A 23,479-nucleotide genomic window follows, 5' to 3' on the forward strand; every position below is an offset into this window, starting at 1 on the left:
CGTGGGGAGTGCGGTCACCCACGCTTTGTGGAAGAAAAGCATCGGGTGCGTTTCACGTGGAACTGCACCTGATGCCCTCTCGCGCTTCGCGCGCGTACATATATAATATGCTTAGGTATAATATGCTTAGGGCTCGATGTCGTGGAGCACGCGATCAGCATCGGTGATCTCGCGAAGCACACGGCAAGGGTCACCGACGGCGATGACGCCTGCAGGTATATTGCTTGTGACGACGCTGCCTGCTCCGATCACGGCGCCCTCGCCGATGGTGACGCCACCGAGGATCGTCACTGAGCCGCCGATCCACACGTTGTCGCCGATCTTCACGGGCTTGCCTTGCTCGTAGCCCGTGTTGCGCTCCTCGGCGAGTAGCGGATGGGTTGAGGTGTAGATGCTGACGTTGGGGCCGATGAAGACGTGGCGGCCGATATCGATGCGTCCCGCATCAAGCGCGGTGAAGTTGCTATTGACGAAGCTGAAGTTCCCGATGTGGACGTTCGATCCGTAGTCGAAGAAGATGGGTGGTACGAAGTGGCAGCGTTCGCCCACTGTGCCGAGGAGCGAGCGGATAATCTCGTTGGCTTTTTCGTGTTGGTCGGGGTGTAGGGCGTTGTAGCGCTGGGTGAGATCTTGTGCTCGCAGTCGCTCCTCGTGGATCTCGGGATCGATGGCGCAGAAGTATAGCCCTGCTTGGCGTCGCTCTCTCTGGGTCATGGCATGTGGTTTGGTGTAGTGATGTGTGGGTGGAGTGGGTGAGTGTTCCACGTGGAACACACCTCTCTTTTCTTCGCCTTTCTGCGGTGCGCTTCGCTGTTTACTCGCGTGCCTTGCTGTCGATCCAGATGGTCACGGGGCCATCGTTCGTCAGAGATACCTGCATGTCGGCGCCGAAGCGACCTGTGCCGATGGGGCGACCGAGTCGCTCCTCAAGGGCGCGAACGACCTCGCGGTAGAGGGGCTCGGCGACCTCAGGGCGGGCGGCACGGATGTAGGATGGGCGGTTGCCTTTCTTCGTCTCTGCCATGAGGGTGAACTGCGATACGGCGATGATGTCCCCGCCGACGTCGAGGATGCTGCGGTTCATCACCCCGTCTTCGCCGTCGAAGATACGCAGCTGTGTGGCCTTCTTCACGAGGTACTCGATGTCCTCCGCGGTGTCGTCGGGGGAGATACCGATGAGGATGAGCATGCCGAGGCCGTGGCTCTCGGCGACGGCTATTCCGTCGATATGGACGGCTGCGGAGCGGGTGCGTTGGATGAGGAAGCGCATGGTTGTGAGTGGGTTATCCTTCAGGGTGGAAGGCAGTGTAGATGATGCGGGCCTTGGCGGGACCGATGACGGCGGTGAGGTCGTCGAGGCTCGCGGAGGCAATGGCTTGCACGCTGCGGAAGGCCGTGAGGAGCTCGTCCTTCGTCTTCGGGCCGATGCCCTTGATGTAGTCGAGGCGCGAGGAGAGCTGGCTCTTACTGCGCTTGTCACGGTGGAACGTGATGGCGAAGCGGTGCACCTCCGCCTGGATCTGCTCGAGGAGACGGAAGGTCGGGCTGTGGTGGCGCACGGGGATCTCGTCGAGGGTGTCCGTGCCGAAGAGGAGCCCTGCCGTGCGGTGGCGGTCATCCTTCACCAGCCCCGCTACAGGGATGGCGAGGCCCAGCTCAGCGAGGGCTTCACGTATGGCGCCTATCTGCCCCTTACCTCCGTCGGCGAGGATGAGGTCGGGGAGACCTTCGCCTCCTGCCTCTTCGCTCAGACGACGGTAGCGGCGCGTGACGACTTCGCGCATCGAGGCGTAGTCGTCGGGCCCTTCGACCGAACGGATGTTGAACTTCCTATAGTCCTTCTTCGACGGGCGCCCGCGCTTGAAGACGACGCAGGCGGCTACGGGGTCGGAGCCTTGGATATTCGAGTTGTCGAAGCACTCGATATGTAGGGGGAGCTTGTCCAGATGCAGGAGGTCCTTCAGCTCGGTGACGATCTGCATGAGGCGCTGATCGGGGTTGAGCCGCTCGGCACGCTTGTACTTGTCGACCTTGTACTGGCGGACGTTGCGCTCGGAGAGCTCGAGGAGCTTCTTCTTGTCGCCACGCTGAGGGATGGTGATCGTCACGCTGGCATCGTCCTGCCACCCGGGGTCGAAGGGCAGAATCAGCTCCTTGGCGCGTGAGGCGAAGCGCTGGCGTAGCTCGGTGATGGCGCTGGCGAAGAGCTCTTCGCGCGTCTCGCCTTCGATGAGGCTACGGTACTCGATGGTATAGACCTGCGTGACCATCCCTTGGGTGAGGTGCATGAAGTTCACGTAGGTCGCGCCGTCTTCGTCCTCGTCGAAGCTGAAGACGTCGACGTTGTGGATGTGGTGCGGAGCGACGGTGTGCTTGACCTGATAGTTCTCGAGGTACTGAAGGCGCTCCTTGTAGATCTGCGCTTCCTCGAAGCGAAGCTCCTCGCTGAGGCGAAGCATCTCCTCACGATAGAGGTCGATGACGTCACGGAGGTTCCCACGCAGGAGGCTCGTGATCTCGCGGATGTTGTGCGCGTAGTCCTCGGCAGTCTGGTAGCCGACACAGGGCGCCTTGCACTTCTTCATGTGGTACTCGAGGCAGACCTTGTACTTGCCCTGGGCGATCTTGTGCGGGGAGAGGTCGAGGTCGCAGGTGCGGATAGGGTAGAGGTCGCGCACCATGGCTACGGCGGCGTGTGCCATCCCGACGTTGGGGTACGGGCCGAAGCGCACCGAGCCATCGTGGGCGGGGCGGCGCTCGACACGGACGCGGGGAAAGGGCTCATGGCGGATGACGACCTCGGGATAGGTCTTGTCGTCCTTGAGAAGGATGTTGTAGCGGGGCTGATGCTCCTTGATGAGGGAGTTCTCGAGGATAAGGGCCTCAGCTTCGGAGCCCACGACGACGTACTCGATACCGCGGATCTGGCGCACCAGAAGGCGGGTCTTCGAGCTGGGTACGTCGCGCTGGAAGTAGCTACTGACGCGGCGACGAAGGTTCTTCGCCTTCCCGACGTAGATGATCGTGCCCTCCTGGCCGATGTACTTGTAGCAGCCGGGGGCTTCGGGGAGCGTAGGGAGGATCTTGCGTATTTCGTCGAGCGTCATCGTGTCTTATCTGAGGGAGGTGGGGCAAAGTCGCCCCCAATACAACAAAGATAAGGGAAAGATGGTGCGCTCCCGCTCGCGCGCAAGCCGCTGGCTCGCAAAGCGCCTACTTCGTAGGCTGCTCGTAACGGTCGATGTCTCGCTGGAGGTACTCGCGGAAGGCGGGGAACTCCTTGTCCGTGTACTCGAGGATGCGCTCCCGAGCCAGCTGAGGGATGCGATCCAGACGAATGAGCTGGTCGTACTCACCGAACTTCGGATAGTCAACCCAGAGCTTCTCCAGCTCCTCCGCTGAGATCGTGGGATGCTGCGTACGGATCACTTCATAAGTCCCATCATACTCCTTCCCTTGGAGGATGACAGACAAACACCCTCCTTCGTGAGTATATGTGAAGTCTGTACGTCGCATCTTCTCTGTCGTCCCTGGATAGCATTCGAATAAGAAGATGGCCTTCAGGAAGAGCTTCCCCTTATGCTCGCTATCAGATCTATATTGGAAGGTCAGAAAGTCGGCATAGTTGTCTTGTAGGAAGTCAAGACCAAAGTACCCGACGTTGGACTCCATCGCACAGTAGGGGCTACCATCATCGTTGAGGATCGTGGCGAAGTAAACCGCCTGCCTCTCGTGGGCTTCGCGAGAAGCCAGCTCCAGCAGACCCTCCTGCTTCTTACGACGCGAGTAGCGCGTCTTGTTGTAGCGATCTAATCGTGCTAAGCAAACATGCTCTTTGTGGAACTCTTTGTATGGTAAATTCCACCTTATCAGTGTCAGTTTCATTTTCCTATACTATGGATGATCCCCTTAATATCTCTGATTTGAATATCCCACTTAAGTGCGTAGCACAATCCTTATGTGCAGGTCGTCGGCTCACGAAGTGGCTAAAGCTGGGGCTTCTTCGCTATCAAAGTTAGCCCTTTCGGCGGGGAGTACGACGGGGGGAGCTGTGGGAGGGAAGGATACGTCTTGCGTAAGGGGGGTGGTGCAAACCACTACTTGTTCGTGGTACAAACAATAGTGAAATGGGTGCATACCACTACTTGTTCGGGGTGCAAACCTATAGTGGTTCGCGCGTCGACCTATATAGGTCGCGATCTTTAAACCAATAGAGGCACAACTCTATGCAATTCACTGGACTTTCTTTCCCCTTTTTATTGCGGAAGTACACTATACATTGCGACTTTCCTCTATTAGCCTTTCTTTTGATGGCAACTTCTCCACGTTAAGAACAAAGGCTGTGGTATCATCATATACTACAGTTAAGTATCCCTTATGTTCCCACGCCTTTAAGACAGGAAGTATTCTTTCTCTTTCCTTATATATAATAGGAGGAAAGGCATCCCATGTATAAGTAGGACTATAGGCAAATGGATCATGGCAAATATAAGTTGCCAACAAACGAATGATCTTTATCCTCTTCATTTTACTTAAATGTTATTACTTCCTCTGTTTTAAGGTAGTCCCCCCAATTGGTGGTCAAAGTTAGCCCTTTCGGCGGGGAGTACGGCGGGGGCGCTATGGGAGGGAAGGATACGTCTTGCGGATGGGGATGGTATGAACCTATATTGGTCGGCGGGTTGACCTATATAGGTCGTCATTGCGACCTATATAGCTTCGTCGTCGGACCAATATAGGTTAGCCCGCTGACCAATATAGGTCGATTTATCACCCTGTGGTAGGGTGGTGGCGCAAGAGGCGTCTATCGCAAATGTAGCTATAGCGAAAAGCTACCACGACAAGAAGAGGAGAAGGGTATGTGAACCAGTACTGGTCACTTCGGCGACCAGTACTGGTAACTGATAGCAACCAGTACTGCTTCGCGCTGCGACCAGTACTGGTCAGCCGAGTGACCAGTACTGGTTACTTTCCCCGCCTTGTACGGGGTGCGGTATGGGACTATAGTACAGAGCGTTGTGGTATGCTCGCTTGGAGCGCTTTTCCCTGTTGAGAAAAAGAAATCTCCCCGAGGAGCGGGAGGCGCATCCTCGGGGAGATCCTAATACACAAGTAAGAAGTGAGCCTATCAGAGGGCTACTTCGTGGGGCGGGGGCGAATGACGCTCAAGAGGCTGACGTCAGAGGCGTAGTGCAGGTCGAAGGTGCGTAGCTCCTTCACGCTCTCGCTGGGGCTCGTGGGGAGCTGGAGCAGGAGGAGCTTCGTCAGGTCGTGCAGGAGGGGGCCCGAGCGGCCTTGGTCGAGGTAGGAGACCATCAGCGCCTTGAGGTCGGGGTGATAGCCTACCTGCATCTTGAAGCCCTGGCGGTTGTCCGCCTCGGTGCGCCCTGCGATGGTGTAGAGGAGCTGGGAGGTGAGGCCTTGTACTTCACTTGCGGGACGGCTGGTGTCAATGGTAGCGGTGTAGACACTGCGCTCCTTGGCCTCGGCGCCGTTGAGATTGGGCGTACCCCCCGAGTAATAGATGCGGTGCGTGGCGAGGTCGATGGTGACGCTGCGGCCGATGGGTTCGCTAAGCGTGAAGACAGCGAGGACCTTCCCCGCAGCGAGGTCGAAGAGGTAATAGCGGTTCGCCGTGTCGCGGAGGACGACCTGAGCGCCCATACGGAAGATATCCTTGATCTGTGCTCCCGAGAGGGCAATGGGGAGCTTGCGTGCGGCGGTGCTTCCCTTGTCGAAGGCGAAGGCTGCGGACTCATAGCGCACGAAGAAGTAGCCCTTGTCCTGCCAAGATGCTGCGCCCGTGGGGTAGCCGAAGATACCCGTGAGGGCGGTCATCTTCCCCGTCTCGGGATCGAGGCGGTAGAAGTGCTTCTTGTCGAAGGAGAGGTAAGTCGTACCGTCGTCGAAGGTGAAGGACTGACGTACCCACTCGTCGCCATCGGGCTGGGTGATGCGTAGGTTCTTCGTGAGGCGCATCGTCTTGCGGTCGAAGAGGAGGAGGCGTGAGGCGTGCTCGCTATCGTCGGTGAAGTCGTACTTCGCCATATAGGCCAGATAGTCGCCCGCTTCGCTCAGCGTGCCTTCGCAGAGGTAGCCTTGGCCATCGTACTCCTTATTAAGCGGGGTGCCCTTGTCGGAGAAGACGGGGAGGAGGGCCTTCGCCTCACGGTCGAGGAGGGTTAGGCTGGAGGCCACGCCCACGCCATCGGGCTGGCTCGTCAGGACAGCGGCAAGGCCTTGGTTGAAGATCAGGGTATAGCCCTCATAGTCCTTGTAGGCGGGCGGTGTGGGCTCTGGTGTCGGTGTGGGTACAGGCGTTGGTGTCGGTGTGGGCTGGGGGAGGGGCGTAGGCTTATCACCGCAGGCCGTGAGGAGGCCGAGGGCAAGGGCTACGCTGTAGATGCGGTAGTTCATAGTCGAGGCGTGTATCTAAGGGTCGGAGAGGAAGAAAGGCGAGGCAGCCACGGGTGTGGTACTGCCTCGCCTTTGCCTATAGGGGGATTACTTCAGTTCCTTGACGGTGAAGTTCTTCCACTTACCGTCGGTGATCTGATAGGTTGCCTTATTTGCAGGGGTCACGTAGAGGACGGGATCCTTCATCTGACCAAAGGCTACGCTACCATCGTGGAAAGGGTCATCATCGCTGTAGGGGGTGAAGTCTACCTGAGGCATAGCACCAAGGAGGACAGCGACACCGGAGTTCTTATAATTGCCGTGGAATGCTCCGCGACCGATCTTCTTCACAGCTGGTAGGCTGATGTAGGTGATCTTGAGACCATTCCCACTGATGTTAGAGCCGCCATTGAAGCAGATATGCCCGATCTCCTCGAGGAGGGGGAAGTTCACAGCCGTCAGCGAAGCGTTGTCGGTGAAGACGGCTTCGCCGAGCTTCTTCAGCTTGGGCAGGTGAGCGAAGTTGAGGCTACCCGTCTGCTGGAAGGCGAAGCTACCTACCTCTGTCACCCCTTCGGCGTAGATCGCCTTGAAGTTCTGGAATCTCTGTGTGAAGACGCCATTGTCGATACGTGTGATGCTCGAGGGGAGGACGAGGACACCATTGCGGCCCTGACCAGCGAGGTAGCTCTGACCAGCGCTCGTGATATCCGTCAGTACGCTGCCCTTGACCTTGAAGTACTTGCTGTCGAGGCTCTTGGGGATGGTGATGCCGTCGAGCTTAGCGAAGTGGTGGCGTGCGATGAACTCGAAGTACTGCAGGAAGTTCGGGCTCTTGCTCTCATCGAAGACGAGTACCTTCTCCTCGGGCGTGCCCCAGAAGGCATCTTCAGCCGTGCCGTAGGTCTTGTCGGTCTCGTCGATAGCCAGCGGTGGACGCTGTGCACCACCGAAGTCAACGGTCATAAGAGCGGAGCAGTTCTTGAAGGCTGCCTTACCGATCTTCTTCACACCAGGGGCGTGGATAGCCGTGAGCTTCGTATTGTCGAGGAAGACGCCATCAGCGATCTCCGTGACGGTAGCCTCGAGGGTGACGACACCATCGGCAGGAGTCTTGTCGATAGGATAGGTGACGAGTACGCCATCCTTGATCTCAATCTCGGTACCAGGGATGGGCGCACCGTTGATGGTCTTGAAGTGGTGCTTCTTCGCGAAGTCTGCGAAGTCAGCGACCTTGTCAGCGGGGACGATGAGGTCCTTCTCTTCGGACGTCCCTCCGAAGGCATCATCGCTCGTCGTAGGGACGGTAGCACCGAGCTCAAGGCTGGTGAGTGCCGAGCCCTTGAAGGCAGCATCACCGATCTTCGTGAGCTTGGGGGCCTTGACCGTCTTCAGCGTCTTGTAGCCCTCGAAGACCTTGGCTGAGATCTCGGTGACTTCGGGGAGGGAGACGAGGCCCGTGGCTGCGATCTCCTTCTCGGGATAGGCTGAGAGGACGCCGCTCGTGATCGTGATACCGCTCTGAGGTACGACGGGCGTGTCGGTCTTGCTACATGAGGCGAGACCCAGAGTGAGGGTTAAGGCAAGGGGGAGAAACTTCTTAATCATAGTTGTGGGTTGGGATGAAATATAGAGGCACGCCCGCCCTCATACTACGAGAGCTAAGGGCGGGTGTGCGGGAGGAGTTACTTAGGCTCGTTAGAGAAGCCGTAGCCAGCCTGCTGAGGCAGGAGGAGCTGCAGCGTCTTGGGATAAGCGAGGTATTCAGCGGGGATCTTGCCCGTGAGCTTATTGCCCGAGAGGACGAACATCGTGTAGCCGTAGTCGGGCAGGCCATGCAGGCCAGCGTACTTAGCTGCATCGGGCAGATAGCGCTTGATGCGTGCGGGGATCGTACCCGTGAGGTCGTTGTCGCTCAGGTCTACCGAGATGAGCAGGCTCTGCTGTGCGCCACCGAGGTCTGTGGGGATCGTGCCTGAGAGCTTGTTGCCCTTGAGGTCGATGACGTAGATACCCGTGAGGTGAGCGAGCTCAGCAGGGATCGTGCCCGTGAGCTGGTTGCCTGCGAGGTGGAGCTGCTGGAGCGTCTTCAGCGCACCGAGCGAGGCGGGGATAGCACCCGTGAGCTTGTTGCCCGAGATGTGGATCTCGCGGATGCTCTTCAGCGAGCCGAGGGAGGCGGGGAGGCTTCCCGAGAACTCATTGAGGCCTGCGGAGAAGTACTCGAGCTGAGCGAGTGCGCCGAGCGAGGCGGGGAGCTCACCTGAGAAGTGACAGCCATAGAGGGAGAGGTACTTAGCGCTCTTCAGTGCGCCGATCTCCGTGGGGAGCGTACCCGTGAAGCCCTGGAAGGAGAGGTCGATATAGCGTGCCTTCGTCAGCTGACCGATCTCGCGGGGGAGCGAGCCGGTGAGGGTCTTCCCGTTGGGGCGGTGCTCCTTGGCGGTAGCGGGATCGCCATTCCACCACATGCTGAGGTCGTAGCGGCTATTGCTGAGGTCGAGGGTATCAAGCTCGGTGAGCTTGCCGATGGCGGGAGATACCTCGCCCGTCAGGCTCGTGAAGCGCAGACGCAGCGAGCGCAGGTGGGTCAGCTGATAGAGCTCGGCGGGGATGGTACCCGTGAGCTCGCGGTTGTACTGCAGCTGGAGCGAACGCAGAGCGGTGAGCTGTCCGATGCTCTTAGGCAGGGTGCCACGGAGCTTGTTGCCGCCGAGGTAGAGGGCGGTGACACGAGGTGCGCCTGCGACGTCGCTTACCTGGACGCCTGCCCAAGTAGCTACGGGGCGAGAGCTATTCCAGTTGTTGGAGTGCGACCAGTTCATCCCGTCGAGGCTCTTGTAGAGGTCTACAAGGGCGAGGCTGTCGGTCTGGATCGACCCCGTGATCGTCTCGCCTGCGGGGAGCTCCGTAGCGCGAGCGCTGGTGTTGCCAGCGGGCTGAGGCGCATCCTTCTGCTCCTTGCCGCAGCTGGTGACGACTCCACCGAGGGCAATAAGCGCGAGGGTAGAGAGGAGAGTTTTCTTCATTTTAGGTGAATATTAAGTGAACTAATTAGGATAAATCATCGGTTGGCCCCAGTGCGGTTGGCCGCATTGGGGATGAAGTAGAAGCCTGCGGGGAAGGAATTTACCTGCTCCTTCAGAAGGAGCTTCGTGCCGTCGGCCTTGAGGACCATCGTCACGTTCTTCTTGTTGTAGGTGCCGTAGTCCTCGAAGGCTGCGTAGTAGAGTTCGCCCGTAGCAGGGTCGACGCCGAGGCTGTTGTAGTACTTGTTCGCCGAGGTACCTACGCCATCGATCGTCTTGACATCGATGACCTGAGAGGTCTTGCTCGTAGCGAAGTCGTGGCAGTAGATGACGGAGCTTTGGCCCGTGAAGTAGAGCTTGTCGCCGTGAGCGAAGAAGGCGGAGGAGGTGGTACGCTCCCAACTTTGGGGGCCTGTTGCTGAAATGGACTTGTCGAGGATGTGGGTGTCGAGGGCGACGAAGTTGTCAGGGGTGGGATCTACCTTGAGGATCGCATTGGGGCTCGTCGTAGATACCCAAAGCTTACCATCGTGGCTGACGGCGATACCCGAGGGCTTGGCGGGTGAGAGGTCCAGCTCACGGACGACCTGCGTACCCTGGATCATCAGCACCTTGCTGTCGGAGGTGAGGGCGAAGAGGCGCTCGCCGATCTGTGCCATACGCTGTTTCAGCGCCTTCTTTGTCCCAGTGATAGGTGTGAATCCTCCCTCTGAGGAGCCACGTAAGATCCCATCACGCTCAGTGCGAATGTAGATGTGGTCGCGCAGGACAGCGATATGTGTAGGGGTGCTCTGTGCGAGAGCCTCGTCGTTGTAGACCTTGACCTTCTCGAGGGAGTGACTATTTGCGATAGTGAGGAGGCCTTCACCGCCATTCTTGGGACCGAGTTGTGAGAGGATATAGACCTGGTCATTCCCGAAGGCGAGGTCCTGGCAGACGTTCCCGAGCTTCGTGCCATTGACGCGGTAGTAAGCCTGATCGATGACAAGCTTCTTGGAGGGGTGGATGTAGGTCAGTGAGCCCGTCTCATTGCCGAAGTTCCCTTCGTTGAGGAGGAAGGCGCCTTCGGAGAAGCGGGGAGCAACAGTGTAGGTCTGCTTAGCGCTCTTGCCGTCGACGGTGAGCGTGATTTCATACTTCCCAGGATGAGCGGTGGTGAAGTCGAAGGTAGCACCTTCGGCAGCCTTCGCGCCGTTCACTACCCATACGGCTTTGGCAGCAGCGTCCTTCGCTACACCAGCGACGCTCAGGTGAGCGGTGTCGAGCTGGTAGAACTCTAAGCTGCTTGCTACTCCGTCGATCGTCAGAGTCGAGGGAGGATTAGGGCTTGGCGTGGGATCGTCCTTCTTACAGGAGGCGAGGCCAGCGATGAGAGCGAGGCTGGCGATGAGAATCTTCTTATACATGGTGGAGGAGGTTAGTGAAGTTAGTTAGGGATGTCTTCCTTGAGGAGATGGAGGTCCGTGATGCCCGAAATCTCCGTAGAGCATTCGCCGAGGTTGCCGTTCTCTTGGTTGACACCCGTATAAATCTTGATGAAGTCTACCCCAGGGAGGTACACCTTGCGCCCCTGCTTGTCGACAGCCCAGTCGATGTCGATGGTGGCATCCTTGCTGTCGCTCGGCGCATTGTCGGCGTAGCCATAACGGAACTTATACAGCACGTAATAGGGGCTTTCGCTACTCTGGTTGTAGCCATTCTGTGGGAGGCGCGTCCCGCGGAAGGTGAGCTTATCGCCCTTGACCCACTGCGGGAAGTAGGGCTGTGCGTGAAACGGGTTCTTGACCTTGTAGCCGGAGTTGCCCTTGTTGTCCTGCCAGCGGATGTAGGTGCTCCACACTTCGTTGGACGCAGGTTCATTGGCTGGACGGTAGTAGGTCATCTCAAAGTCTCGATAGCAGTTGAGGTCTGCTTGTGGGGCGTGACTTTTGAGGAAGGCATACCATGGCTCTTGGGTGGGATCGACGTGTGCGCTCCCTGCGATTTCGTACCACTCGTCTTCATCGGGGCGGCCGTTGTGATTGGCATCGTAGGCGACCATAATAATCCCCGGCTCACAGCTCCCAGCTTCGAAGGCTTCCTTCTTGCTACTGCTGTAGAAGGCATTGCCGAGCACACGGAAGTCGCGCTGCCCAGCTACGTTCGTGATGGTGTGGTCAAAGCCAACCACGATATATCCGCCCCAGCCACCGAGAGTGACCAAGCCTCGTTTATTATCCTTAAGCTCATCCAAGGCCTTTCGGTTCATATCCTCCTGCGTGTCGCCTGCTTCATACTTGGGGAGTTCGTTCGTGAACTGTCCCACGGCTGGGAGGTACTCGAGGACGCGCGTAATGTAGGGGCTATGCGTGGTAGGTAGAGGCTCAGGGCGTGGTGTCTCCTTCTTGCACGCTACGAAAGCGAGGACGATAAGGAGGGTGAGCGCCGTGAAGGTACGCTGGATATAATGCGGTGTCATTGTCGTATCCTTAGTGATGAAGGGGGTGAAGTGGCTGGGTCGTGAAGGCGATGTGCGCAGGGATGTCTCCCGTCTTGACACTCCACTTACGGCGCCCCGTCTTGAGGTCATAGCAGTGGAGTTGTCCTGGGTGGACGTAGTCCTGAGCGTCGGTGAGGTAGAGTTCGCCCTGCTCGCTATTGATGGCCAGGCCATAGGGTAGCTGAATCTCCTTGTCCGTGCCGTCCTTGATGAAGTTGCGGTCGATGACCTCTTGCTTCTTGGTGTCGATGACGGTGTAGCTGATGGTGTTCTTCCCCGTGAGGTAGCTCCACTCGGAGCTGTAGACGAAGAGGGAATCACCGGAGACAGCCATATTGGAGCAAGCGACCTCGAGTGTCTTGGTGACGTGCTCGGTCTTGGGGTCAAAGACAAAGAGGCGGGAAGGGACGCCCTTATAGTCACCGCGCGAAGATGCCCAGATCTTCCCGTAGTTATCCAGCTGAAGGCGGTGAAGGTTGATGGCGACATCGACCTGCTTCTCCTCGGTGAAGGTCTTTAGGTCGATGATGGAGATGGTCTTGTCGTAGTTGGGGGCGCGGTAGCCGCCTGAGTTGGCTACGTAGAGCTTGTCTCCCTGGATGAGGAGCTCTTCGGGCTGGTAGCCTACGGGGCATTCGGCTACGACCTTGAGGGTGGCGGTATCTACCTTGGCTACATAGCCGAGGCGTGCGTTGGGGTCGATCTTGACGGGACCAGCGTAGGAGGATACGTAGGCGAAGCCATCCTTGAAGGCGATGTAGCGACAGTTAGGGATGGAGAGCTTGCCGATGTGCTTGGCGGTGCGCACGTCCATGACCTCGATGAGTCCTGAGACGTTGATGACGGCATAGAGACGGCTACCGTGGATTTGGAGGTCGTTGCCGACATCGCCCAGCTCCTTGACGACATTGGGGTTACGCTCGGCGTAGATGTTGCGTGTATAGAAGGCTGTCGTGTAGTCGTAGTAGTCGAGGGTGGCCTTGTTGGAGCCCATGTTCGCCTCGTTGAGGAGGAAGAAGCCCTTGATCTTTCCTGGGCGGCCTGGTACTCCGACACGCACACGGGACGAAGGAATGATCTCTTCCTCTTTGCGGCAAGAGGAGAGAGCGACCATAGCCACGAGGAGGCTCAGTAGGAGGTCTCGGAAGTGGTTCATAGGGTGTATTCGGCTTTCAGTTTGAAGTTCGTCCCCGGCATGGGGTAGGAGCGTACGACTTCGTACTGCTGGTTCAGGAGGTTGCTCACCTCGGTAGTGAGGCGTAGCTGGTGGCGACGGAGGGCAAAGGGGCGCGAGAGCGTCAGGTCGCTGGTGTACCACGGGCGGACATAGTTCTCGCGGATGTTGGCACTGGAGTCATAGCGTTCGCCCGTGTAGATGAAGCTGTAGTTCAGCACCCAGCCCCGCCAGCCGAGGGTGACGATGGCTGATCCGCTGTGCCAAGGGATATAGGGTATCTGCCCACCATAGTAGCTGTCGGAGGGATCGGTGAGGTCTTGGGCCTTCTGATAGGTGTAGGTGAGGCGTGTCGAGGCGGTGACGGCACCCAGTAGCCACTGCGTCTCGAGGGTGAGGTCAATACCACGGATGCGGACGTGCCCGAGGTTGATCATCGTCCACTGGAACTGGTTCGAGGTCGGTACGGCAATGATCTTGTCGTCGACATAGTTCAGATAGCCGTCGGCTTGCACCTCGAAGCGGCGCAGCACCCCACGAGTAAACGCCTTGGCATAGACCGCCCCGAGGTCGTACTGCGTAGTATACTCGGGGTGTAGGTACTTATTGCCGATGAAGGTATAGTAGAGGTCGTTGAAGGTGGGCATGCGGAAGATGCGCTTGTAGAAGCCACGCAGGCTGAGGTCGTGCTCAGCCAAGGGCTTGTAGCTGGCGATGAAGGTGGGGGTCCATACGCTCTTCTCGGGGGCTTGTCCATCCTTAGCCTTCGTCCAGTCATGGACGTAGGTATGCAGGAGGCTGGTCTGCGCCTTGAAGCCCCCGTGCGTGTAGTCTGCTGCCGCCGAGGTCAGCAGGGTGAGGCGTGTGGGATAGGCGAAGTCCCGGAGGTCAGCCGTGAGGGTATTGTACTGCACATCCGAAGCTAACGCCATGCGCCAGTCGCTGCCGAGGGCGAGCTGATGGGCGGTGGAGAGGTAGCCTTCGTGCTGGTGGTAGTGGTTATTGACGTACATCGTCGTCACATCCAGACGCGGGTCGGAGAGGTAGTGCAGGTAGTCGTAGGCATACTTCGCATTGGCCAAGAGGGTGTACCTGCCGAAGGTCTTGCGCAGCGAGCCTTGTGCTAATACATCGGTGTCCCACTGACGGTCCTCGTGCTTGAACTTCCCCGGCTCTTCGCGCACGAAGGCACCAGGATAGCCACGCTCAGAGCGATAGAGATAAGCCTTGGCGCGCCACTCGCCTTCATCCAAGCGACCGAAGAGCCCCGACTCAAAGCGCAGGGAGTGCACATCGCCATTGTGACGCACGGCGGTGGTGTCGTAGCCATCTTTCTTCCGATAGGAGAAGGGGTAGCGTCCCGAGGTGTAGAGGTATTCACTGCTTACCGAGAGGTCGAGCTGTGGGGAGAGGCGCTGCTCGTAGAGGAGGGAGGGATTGAGGGTGGTGAAGGAGCCCACCTTGAGTGCCGCCTTGAGGTTGGTCTTACGCTCGGGAGAGAAGGAGGGGCGACGCGTGGTCATATAGAGCGCAGCCGCCGAAGAAAAGCTCTTGGCAGGCTGGAGGATGGTGCTACGCTGACCATTATATATGGAGACGGTCTCCATGTTGTCGAGGGAGAAGCGCCCGAGGTCTATCTGCCCGTTCTGCGCATTGCCCAGCTGCAGGCCATCATAGAAGACGCCCACATGCTGGGAGCCCATGCTGCGCACGTTCACCGTCTTCAGCCCCCCGATGCCGCCGTAGTCCTTGATCTGGACGCCGGCGAAGTAGCGTAAGGCATCAGCTACGCTCACGGCACTAAGGCGCTGGAGGTCGCGCCCGCCCAAGACTTGTGCGGGTATGACATCCTTCGGGATCAAGCGCTCCGTGACGACCACACCTTCGAGGACGTGGATACTGTCAATATGCCCAGCAGCCCAAGCCTTAGTCAGAGGAAGTAGCACGAGGCATAATAGCAGGAGCGCACGCTGTCTGCTATGATGAAGTTTCATTAAGTCGGTTTCAGTTAGTAGTCAGAGGGGGGGGCTTGTCTTGGTAGCGTCTCTCTGACACTAGCTATTGGGTACAAAGGTAAGGCTTTTGGTGGGCTTGCCCGCGAGAGTGATGATGCGAGGGCTGACGGTCAATCTTGATAGCCACACCAGCCGTCATCTTACGAATAGCCTAAAGACGGGGCTGCTTCGCTATCACAGTTAGCCCTTTCAGCGCGGAGTACGGCGGGGGAGCTATGGGAGGGAAGGATGCTGTCTTGCGGATGGGGGTGGTGTGAACCTATATTGGTCGGCGGGTGGATCTATATAGGTCGTCATCGCGACCTATATAGCTTCGTCGTCGGACCAATATAGGTCAGCCCGCCGACCTATATAGGTTGATTTATCTCCTTGTGGTAGGGGGGGGCGCAAGCAGCGGAGGTAAGCTCCTGCCTGCTACCCTTCTCCACTAATGGAAGAGGCGATAATCAGAGGTATAGGTGAGCCCCAGGGAGAGCTGGGTGAAGGGGTAATCTCGCAGCCCGTGCTCTAAGCCACAAGAGGCAGCGAGATGACGGTTGATGCGGTAGCTACATCTTGCCGAAAGGTGCATCGGCTCATCGCCATACTCCGAGCCGTAGCTATGCTTCATCCAACCGTTATATCCACCCAGCTGGATCGCAAGATGCCAGTTCTGTAGCTGAGAGGATAGTGTGAGGGCATACGTAAAGGCATCATTCTGCTTCTGGACAGTCTCCCAGCACATAAAGCCAATATGTCCGCTTAGCCTTAAGCTGACAGGCGAAGCATCTGGGGACAATAGATTGCGCCCGACTTCCAGATGGAAGAAGTAGCCAGGCGTATCAAAGAAGCGCATACCCTCATTGGCTATCGGCTTAGGAGAAGCCGTCTTCAGCGTATAGTTCAGCACCACATTAGGTCTCCATCCAGCATTCTCCGCCAGCAAGCGCACTCGGGTCTGAAGGTATATATCCCCTACGATCAGCCCCTTTTGATGATCGCTTGTAATACCTCTTCGGCTTATGCTCTCAGGCGACCACTGGAAGTACTCCGCTCCATATCCATAGATTCTCACAGAAGCCCGCTCGGAGATGATCGGTATTTCCAGATCGGTAAATAAGGTAGCCGTCTTATCCTTTTGCGAGAGCTGGTACAGCAAGCTGTTATGAAGCCGAAGTCCTTGGGGGATCATTGCCTCACGTGCCTCTGGGATGGGATTGGCATTCGGCCCATACCACCGCGGGCTATAGCCCATGAATTGCTGAGCCTGCACCTCGACTATAGAGGCCCATAGCAGGCTACAGGCACAGAGCCATCTAAATATTGCCAGCGATCCCTTACTCATCTTCCTATCTAAGTTTACTGATTTGTTGTTTGCGTCCAGAGACATGATTAAAGATATTGCGCCCAAAGATACAGCGTAAGTTGCATATCCCTGAGGTTCTGGGCTGAGGCAGAGGGGACTCTTGACCCTAATGGAGGGGATGCAGGGCAAAGTGGCGTGCTTGCTAGAGCTACATAAGGGAAGGCTACCACACCCGAAAGGAGGGGGATGCGAACCAGTACTGGTCGCCTACGTGACCAGTACTGGTAACTGATATCAACCAGTACTGCTTCGCGCTGCGACCAGTACTGGTCGGGCGAGTGACCAGTACTGGTTACTTTTCCGCCTTCGTAGACTCCTGAGCAAGAGTACGATACGAAGTGCCTCTCGCGAGTCGTGATAAGTGGTTCATGTGAGAGGGATATTCGTGCTGATGACGCTGATGTAGAGCGTGTTGCGCTCGATAGGGTCGGGCCCTCCCCGTGGGTGGGGTGGGGCTTACTAAGGAAATGTAATAAGGAGATGTGGTAATTTGGGGGCGAATGCTTAACTTTGAGACAAAGGTTACAGCCTGGCTGGCTGGGACCTCACGGCAAGATACATTCATTACCTTCACTGTACTACGATTATGATCCTCGAGACCAGTTGGGAAGTCTGCAATAAGATGGGAGGGATCTATACCGTCCTCTCCTCACGTGCAGACGTGATGACCCAGCACCACCCCGCACAGGTATGCTTTATCGGGCCACTCCTCGCCGACGAAGGTGCGGCGTTGCCCCTTGACTTCACCCCCGGAGAGATCCCCGAGCTCCAAGGCTGGCTGCGAGAGGTCCTCCCGAGCCTCGGTCTGCGTGTCGTAGCAGGTCGCTGGGGTATCGAGGGTGAGCCCCCCGTACTCCTCGTGGACTTCAAGCCTCTGTGGAGGGAGAAGGATGATCTCTACTTCGAGCTGTGGAAGGCCTATGGCCTCGAGAGCGACAAGGGCTATGGGGACTATGACGAGAGCAGTCTTTTCAGTATCGCCGCCGCGCGCCTCATGGCCAGCATCGCCGCCTGGCGCAGTGATGAGCGCACCATCGCTATCTTCAACGAGTGGCAGACCGCCATGGGTCTGCTCTACCTACGACAGCAAGCTCCCAGCGTCCGCACGCTCTTCATCACCCACGCTACGACCGTCGGCCGCTCTATCGCAGGGAATGACAAGGAGCTATATACCTATATGGATGCCTACGACGGCGACCAGATGGCACGCGAGCTCGGTGTCGAAGCCAAGCACGAGGTAGAGAAGCTCGCCGCACACAAGGCCGACGTCTTCGCTACCGTCAGCAAGCTCACCGCCCGCGAAGCCAAGCAGCTCCTCGGGCGCGAACCCGTCGTCTTGCCCAACGGCTTCCACGTCGGAACCTCCCCCCTCGCTGCACCCATGCTCTCGAAGCGCCGTAAGTCACGCCGCCTCCTCGGTGCCGTGGCTTCGCGCCTCTACGGGCAGCACATTGATCCTGCACGCTCCTTCTTCATCTCTCTCGGTGGGCGCTATGAGTACCGCAATAAGGGGATCGACCTCTTCATCGAGTCCCTGCACCACTTCGCCGAGAGCTATACGGGGGACCGCGACATCGTGGCCTTCCTCCTCGTACCCGCATGGCAGGCAGGTCCCCGTGCCGACCTGCAGTACCTCCTCTCACATCCGCAGGATGAGCAGGAGAGCCCCCTACAGTATCCCATGCTCAGCCACTGGCTGTACAATACCGAGCATGACCGTGCCGTCTGCCACATCCGTCATCGTGGCCTCGACCGCACCGACCGCCGTGTGAAGGTCGTCTTCGTGCCCTGCTACCTCAATGGGCTCGACGGTATCCTTGACCAAAGCTACTACGACCTCCTCGTGGGTATGGACCTGACCATCTACCCCAGCTACTACGAGCCCTGGGGCTATACGCCGCTGGAGAGTGTGCGCTATGGCGTGCCTACGATCACGACGACGCTGGCGGGCTTCGGCCTGTGGGCTGAGGAAGAGCAGACGAAGAAGCCCTTCGCCTCCGCCCCTCACAAGCCTGTGCATATCGTCGAGCGCACGGATACCAACATCCCCGAGACCATCGAGGCGATCTCCCGCCTCATCGGCGAGCAGCTTGCACTGACGCCCGACGAGCAGAAGGCCCAGCGCAAGAAAGCCTACGAGCTGGCGCGCTGTGCTGACTGGAAGCTCTTCTATCAGCACTACGAGGACGCCTACGCCCTCATGCCGTACCAACTCCTATATTTAAGGAGCCGAGCGCGTGCGCACGAGATAACGCTGGGATAACACCACTTATGTTACTTCTTCAAAGAGAATACATATCTTTGCTGTAGTTATATACGACAAAGCATGGGAGAAGTACGCGTCGATAAGTGGCTATGGGCAGTCCGCATATTTAAGACCCGTTCGCTGGCCACAGACGCGTGCAAGAAAGGGCGTGTCAGCATCGGCGGAGTGACAGTCAAGCCCTCACGTACCCTCCAGCGAGGTGACATCGTCTCGGTGCGTAAGCCTCCGGTCGAATACTCCTTTCGAGTGGTAGAGCTCCTCGCGAGCCGTGTCGGCGCTAAGCGTGTGCCTGAGTTCATGGAGAACGTCACGCCCGCCGCACAGTATGAGCTGCTCGAGCTGCAGCGTATCTCGGGCTTCGTCGATCGGGCCAAGGGTCTTGGGCGTCCTACGAAGAAGGACCGCCGCGATCTGGATCAGTTCGCCGAGGATATGCCTGAGGATCTCGGCCTCTTCGACTGGGATGAGGACTGGGATTAGCTACCCCTACAGACGACTAAATGACAAACGTATCACAGATAATGAGAATTAAAGACCACATCTCTCTACGTAAGATTGCGGATGAGTACATCATGATCGCAGGCTCGGGAGATAGCTTGGACTACACGCAGGCGGTGAGCCTCAACGATAGTGCAGCCTACCTCATCGAGAGCGTGCGTGAGCGCGACTTCACCCTTGAGGACTGGGTCGAGCTACTCACCGACCGCTACGAAGTGAGCCAGGAGCAGGCACGTGCAGACGTCGAGCTCCTCTCGCAAATGCTCAAAGAGGCCGGGATCATCTGTTGAGCCAAATAGCCCCGCTCTCGCATGACGAGGAGCTCTTCCTCAAGCTCCTGAGCTGTGCCCTGCACTCAGAGCTCCCCGAGGCACGTGACTTCACGGGTCTGGAGGAGGCATCGTGGCGTAGGATCCACCGCTTAGCAGTATCGCATGCAGTGCCGGCCTTCGTCGGGGACCGTATACTTACCCTGCCGAAGGAAGCCCTGCCCAACCGCGACATGCGCCTGATGATCTTCTCCGAGATCGAGCTCACACGGCGGGGTAATGCCTATCTAACCAAAGCCTTAGGCCAGCTACAGAAGACCTACGAAGCTGCAGGCCTGCCCTTCATCTTACTCAAGGGGCTGAGTCTTGGCTGCTTCTATCCCGATGCCGCACTCCGCTCTGGAGGCGACCTGGATGTCCTTTTCCATTCGGATGCCGACTACGAGCGGGGCAATGAGCTCCTGCGCAAGGCCGGTCACAAGCTCCACGATGACTCCGAGGTGCGCTATGGCCATACGGCCTTCACCTACGGCCGTACCATCGTGGAGAACCACGCTCGTGCCGTCTTCTTCGACCACAAGCGCCACAATAGACACTTCGATGCCCTCGTCCAAGAGGCTATCAGCAGTGGGAGCCTCATCACCCAGCATCATGGGGACTACACCATCAAGACGCTCCCCCACGAGCTGAATGTCGTCTATATCTTCATCCATCTCTTCTTTCATTGGCTTCACTGGGGCGTTGGCTTCCGTCAGTACAGCGACTGGCTGCTGATGATGACTAAGCTCAAGGGCCAGCTCGACGAAGAGAAGATCCTCAGTATGGCGAAGGATCTCGACATCCTCTACCCCATGCAGCTCTTCGCGCAGGCCGCTATCCGCTACCTGCGTGTCTCGCCGGAGATCTTCCCCTTCCCCCTGCTTCTTCAGGATGATCCGCACACTGAGCAGATCATCCGTGACGTGATACATAGTGGGAACTTCGGCTTCGCCCAGCGCCCCATCAAGGCGCAGAATAAGTGGGTGACCAACTGGCGTAAGTTCCGCTTCAAGATGCGCCGCTCACGTCGCCTCTACGACATCACGCCGACCCATGCCTCGCGCATCATCTGGGGTTCTGTCTTTGGGCACCTCATGCTTATGATCCGTCGGCGGAGATGATCGACCTCGTACGCTTCATACTTAGAGGGCATAAGTGGGGCATCCTGCTGATCCTCCTCTTTGGCTTGGGGACGGTCTCCACGAACCTGATCTTCATCTGGCTATCGAAGTGCGTCATTGATATCGCCGTACACCAGCGCGGTGGCTCCATACACACCTATTCGGTAGCGCTCATCCTCACACTCGCTCTGCAGGTCCTCTGCCGAGTCATCACCGTCCGTCTCTCGAACTATACCGCTGCACGCATGAGCAATGCCGTGCAGTCGAAGGTCTTCGCACACCTGCTCTACACACGCTGGTCGCACCTCGGGCAGATGCATAGCGGTGATATGGTCGTGCGCATGCTCAAGGACACCGATAGCCTTGTCGCGCTCTTCGTCACGTCCCTGCCGTCAGCTCTCATCGCCTTAGCACAGCTCGTCGGCGCTCTCTGTCTCCTGTATTACTTCAGCCCACCGCTGGCCCTTATCCTCGGCGTGGGGATGCCGCTGCTCGCAGTCTTCAGCAAGGTCTACTACAAGCGTATGCGTCGCTACACCGATGAGATGAAGCAGTCGGAGAGTGAGATCACGGCGCACATCCAGGAGTCGCTGCTGAACCAGACCGTCATCCGTACCTTCGAGCACCAAGCCTCCTCCATCGACCATCTGGCGATGCGCCAAGGGCAGTACCTCGGTGCGGTGAAGCGCCAGACCTTCGTCTCGGTCTTCGCGAACCTCATCATGCAGGGAGCCTTCTCGTGTGGCTACCTCGTGGCATTCCTCTGGAGTGCTCGCGGGCTTTATGGTGGCACGATCTCCTTCGGGCTTATGACGTCGTTCCTCCAGCTCGTGGCACGTATCCAGAGCCCGCTGACGACGCTTATCAGCCTCCTGCCGACACTCATCTCTGCGAAGAGCTCGCTGGATCGTCTGGCGCATCTCCTTGAGTTCAAGACCGAGCAGATCGGTCGCAGTGTCCAGCTCACTAGCCCTATCCGCCTCGCTGTCGAGGATATGGGCTTCCACTATCCCGACGGCGAAGAGTGGATCTACCGCCACTTCTCCCTCGAAGCTTCGACGGGCGAGATGGTGGCACTCATGGGGCGTACGGGCGCTGGTAAGACCACGCTCCTGCGTCTACTGCTTGGCCTCGTCACGCCTGTCGAGGGGGCTATCCGCCTCTACTCGGGCGGCAGCAGCTATGTGGTGAGCGAGACGACGCGCTCCAACTTCGTCTACGTCCCGCAGGGCGGCTCGCTCTTCAGCGGGACGATCCGTGAGAATCTCCTCCTCGGTGATGAGTCCGCTACGGAGGCCGACCTGCATAAGGTGCTGCATCTGGCTATCGCGGACTTCGTGCTTGACCTGCCGAAGGGCCTTGATACGACCATCGGTGAGCGTGGGCTGGGCCTCTCCGAAGGGCAGGCACAGCGTATCGCTATCGCCCGCGCGCTCCTTCGTCCTGGGCGTATCCTCCTCCTCGACGAAGCCACCTCGGCGCTTGACCAAGCCACGGAAGCGCAGTTCCTCAGGAACCTCCGTGAGCACGCCTCGGACCGCCTTATCATCTTCATCACCCACCATCCTGACGTCGCGGCGGCCTGTGACCGCACGCTGCAGCTGTAGCAAGGGCCAAGGGCGTCGGGCTCCCTACGTTAATTTATTCACCCCAAGGGGGAGCATTACCCTCCCCTCAACGATATTTTATGGCAGAAGAATTAGAGAACGAATACCTCCGTATAGAGGAAGATATAGTAGCTGCACTACGCACCGTCTACGACCCCGAGATCCCCGTGAATGTCTACGACCTCGGGCTGATCTACTGCGTGGAGCTCACCGATGAGATGTTCGTCACCATCACGATGACCCTCACGGCACCCAACTGTCCCGCCGCCGACTTCATCCTCGAGGATGTGCGTATGAAGGTCGAGGACGTCGAGGGCGTCACGGGTGTCGATATACAGCTCACCTTCGAGCCCGAGTGGAACAAGGATATGATGAGCGAAGAGGCGATGCTGGAGTTAGGCTTCCTTTAGTAGCGATGAGCGAGCGCAAGAAGGTCTTTTTCACCAGTGATGCCCACCTCGGCTCGGGCTATCATGCGGATCCTCGTGCCGTAGAGCAACGCCTGGTGCGCTGGCTGCGGAGCATCGAGGATGAGGCGCGTGCGGTCTACTTCCTCGGGGATATGTTCGACTACTGGTTCGAGTACCGTGCGGTCGTCCCCCGTGGGCACGTGCGCTTCCTCGGCCAAGTCGCTGAGATGTGCGACCGTGGTATCGAGATCCACTTCTTCGCGGGCAACCACGATGTGTGGTTCGCCGACTACATGCAGACGGAGCTGGGGGCGCAGGTCCACCACCACGCCGAGGTCATCGAGCTCGATGGCAAGACCTTCCGTCTGGCGCATGGCGACGAGGAGTACTGTGGCTACCGCCGCATGGATAAGTTCCTCTACCGCCTCTTCCGCTGCCGTCTGGCGCAGGTGCTCTATGCTGCTGTCCATCCACGCTGGACGGTAGGCTTCGCTCTCTCCTGCTCGCTGCGTAGCCGTAAGAAAGGCCTCAAGCGTGCCACCCTCGGCGAGGTGCCCCACGCGTATCAGAATGATTACTTCGACGTCGAGAAGGAGTGGCTGGTGCGCTGGACCAAGGCCTATGCTGCCGAGCACCCCGAGATCGACTACTACCTCTTCGGGCATCGCCACCTCTTGATCGACCTGGCGCTGCGTGGCGACAAGCGTATTGTCATCCTCGGTGACTGGCTCCAATACAATTCGTTTGCGGTGTGGGACGGCACGTCGCTCTTCGTGGATCAGTTCATCGAAGACGAAGCGTAGCCCCGCCCTTCACCCCTCCCACCAAAGC

At 58.2% G+C, this 23,479-nt stretch carries 19 protein-coding genes; 7 read left to right on the plus strand and 12 right to left on the minus strand.

Features of this window, described 5'->3' with window-relative positions:
* Nucleotides 1-126 precede the first annotated feature (126 nt).
* From HMPREF1323_RS02860 to HMPREF1323_RS09165, 12 genes are all read right to left on the minus strand, one after another.
* A complete protein-coding gene (locus tag HMPREF1323_RS02860) occupies nucleotides 127-714 on the minus strand; it encodes a sugar O-acetyltransferase (RefSeq protein ID WP_009432652.1) in 588 nt (195 codons plus the stop codon).
* Nucleotides 715-814: 100 nt separating this feature from the next.
* Nucleotides 815-1,270, minus strand: a complete 456-nt coding sequence (gene dtd / locus HMPREF1323_RS02865; protein ID WP_009432567.1) for a D-aminoacyl-tRNA deacylase — start codon at nucleotides 1,268-1,270, stop codon at nucleotides 815-817.
* 13 nt (nucleotides 1,271-1,283) lie between these two features.
* Nucleotides 1,284-3,107 (minus strand): excinuclease ABC subunit UvrC, encoded by a 1,824-nt coding sequence (gene uvrC / locus HMPREF1323_RS02870; protein WP_009432575.1) that lies wholly within the window; start codon nucleotides 3,105-3,107, stop codon nucleotides 1,284-1,286.
* Nucleotides 3,108-3,213: 106 nt separating this feature from the next.
* Nucleotides 3,214-3,885, minus strand: coding sequence for a hypothetical protein (locus HMPREF1323_RS02875; RefSeq protein WP_009432543.1), 672 nt, complete (start codon nucleotides 3,883-3,885; stop codon nucleotides 3,214-3,216).
* Between the two features lie 1,251 nt (nucleotides 3,886-5,136).
* Complete coding sequence (locus tag HMPREF1323_RS02880) at nucleotides 5,137-6,417, minus strand: hypothetical protein (protein ID WP_009432556.1); 1,281 nt, start codon at nucleotides 6,415-6,417, stop codon at nucleotides 5,137-5,139.
* An 87-nt stretch (nucleotides 6,418-6,504) separates the two neighbouring features.
* Complete coding sequence (locus HMPREF1323_RS02885) at nucleotides 6,505-8,004, minus strand: leucine-rich repeat protein (protein ID WP_009432598.1); 1,500 nt, start codon at nucleotides 8,002-8,004, stop codon at nucleotides 6,505-6,507.
* Between the two features lie 77 nt (nucleotides 8,005-8,081).
* Nucleotides 8,082-9,425 (minus strand): leucine-rich repeat domain-containing protein, encoded by a 1,344-nt coding sequence (locus HMPREF1323_RS02890; RefSeq protein WP_009432551.1) that lies wholly within the window; start codon nucleotides 9,423-9,425, stop codon nucleotides 8,082-8,084.
* Nucleotides 9,426-9,460: 35 nt separating this feature from the next.
* Nucleotides 9,461-10,831, minus strand: coding sequence for a DUF5074 domain-containing protein (locus HMPREF1323_RS02895; RefSeq protein WP_009432660.1), 1,371 nt, complete (start codon nucleotides 10,829-10,831; stop codon nucleotides 9,461-9,463).
* 20 nt (nucleotides 10,832-10,851) lie between these two features.
* Nucleotides 10,852-11,883, minus strand: coding sequence for a hypothetical protein (locus HMPREF1323_RS02900; RefSeq protein ID WP_009432574.1), 1,032 nt, complete (start codon nucleotides 11,881-11,883; stop codon nucleotides 10,852-10,854).
* 10 nt (nucleotides 11,884-11,893) lie between these two features.
* Complete coding sequence (locus tag HMPREF1323_RS02905) at nucleotides 11,894-13,060, minus strand: YncE family protein (protein WP_009432650.1); 1,167 nt, start codon at nucleotides 13,058-13,060, stop codon at nucleotides 11,894-11,896.
* A complete protein-coding gene (locus HMPREF1323_RS02910; RefSeq protein ID WP_083845335.1) occupies nucleotides 13,057-15,072 on the minus strand; it encodes a TonB-dependent receptor in 2,016 nt (671 codons plus the stop codon). Before HMPREF1323_RS02910 ends, HMPREF1323_RS02905 begins: the two co-directional genes overlap by 4 nt.
* 448 nt (nucleotides 15,073-15,520) lie before the next feature.
* The gene (locus tag HMPREF1323_RS09165) at nucleotides 15,521-16,024 is read right to left on the minus strand and encodes a hypothetical protein (RefSeq protein ID WP_156795181.1); all 504 of its coding nucleotides are present in this window, start codon (nucleotides 16,022-16,024) and stop codon (nucleotides 15,521-15,523) included.
* A gap of 1,000 nt (nucleotides 16,025-17,024) precedes the next feature.
* On the opposite strand from HMPREF1323_RS09165, the gene HMPREF1323_RS02920 reads away from it, so the two are divergent.
* From HMPREF1323_RS02920 to HMPREF1323_RS02950, 7 genes are all read left to right on the plus strand, one after another.
* Nucleotides 17,025-18,701, plus strand: coding sequence for a glycogen/starch synthase (locus HMPREF1323_RS02920; RefSeq protein WP_009432608.1), 1,677 nt, complete (start codon nucleotides 17,025-17,027; stop codon nucleotides 18,699-18,701).
* 63 nt (nucleotides 18,702-18,764) lie between these two features.
* Nucleotides 18,765-19,184, plus strand: a complete 420-nt coding sequence (locus HMPREF1323_RS02925) for an RNA-binding S4 domain-containing protein (RefSeq protein WP_009432583.1) — start codon at nucleotides 18,765-18,767, stop codon at nucleotides 19,182-19,184.
* A gap of 41 nt (nucleotides 19,185-19,225) precedes the next feature.
* Nucleotides 19,226-19,492, plus strand: coding sequence for a PqqD family protein (locus HMPREF1323_RS02930; protein WP_044114951.1), 267 nt, complete (start codon nucleotides 19,226-19,228; stop codon nucleotides 19,490-19,492).
* Nucleotides 19,489-20,631 carry a nucleotidyltransferase family protein gene (locus HMPREF1323_RS02935; RefSeq protein ID WP_009432635.1) on the plus strand — a complete coding sequence of 381 codons (1,143 nt, stop codon included), beginning with the start codon at nucleotides 19,489-19,491 and terminating at the stop codon, nucleotides 20,629-20,631. The genes HMPREF1323_RS02930 and HMPREF1323_RS02935 overlap by 4 nt, the downstream gene beginning before the upstream one ends.
* Complete coding sequence (locus HMPREF1323_RS02940) at nucleotides 20,628-22,238, plus strand: ABC transporter ATP-binding protein (protein ID WP_009432669.1); 1,611 nt, start codon at nucleotides 20,628-20,630, stop codon at nucleotides 22,236-22,238. Before HMPREF1323_RS02935 ends, HMPREF1323_RS02940 begins: the two co-directional genes overlap by 4 nt.
* Nucleotides 22,239-22,318: 80 nt before the next feature.
* Nucleotides 22,319-22,648 (plus strand): metal-sulfur cluster assembly factor, encoded by a 330-nt coding sequence (locus HMPREF1323_RS02945; protein WP_009432566.1) that lies wholly within the window; start codon nucleotides 22,319-22,321, stop codon nucleotides 22,646-22,648.
* A 5-nt stretch (nucleotides 22,649-22,653) separates the two neighbouring features.
* Entirely contained in the window at nucleotides 22,654-23,451 is a 798-nt protein-coding gene (locus HMPREF1323_RS02950; protein ID WP_009432642.1) for a UDP-2,3-diacylglucosamine diphosphatase, read from the plus strand.
* Nucleotides 23,452-23,479 lie beyond the last annotated feature (28 nt).

It is taken from the genome of Porphyromonas sp. oral taxon 279 str. F0450, from assembly GCF_000292995.1.
Lineage (GTDB): Bacteria > Bacteroidota > Bacteroidia > Bacteroidales > Porphyromonadaceae > Porphyromonas > Porphyromonas pasteri.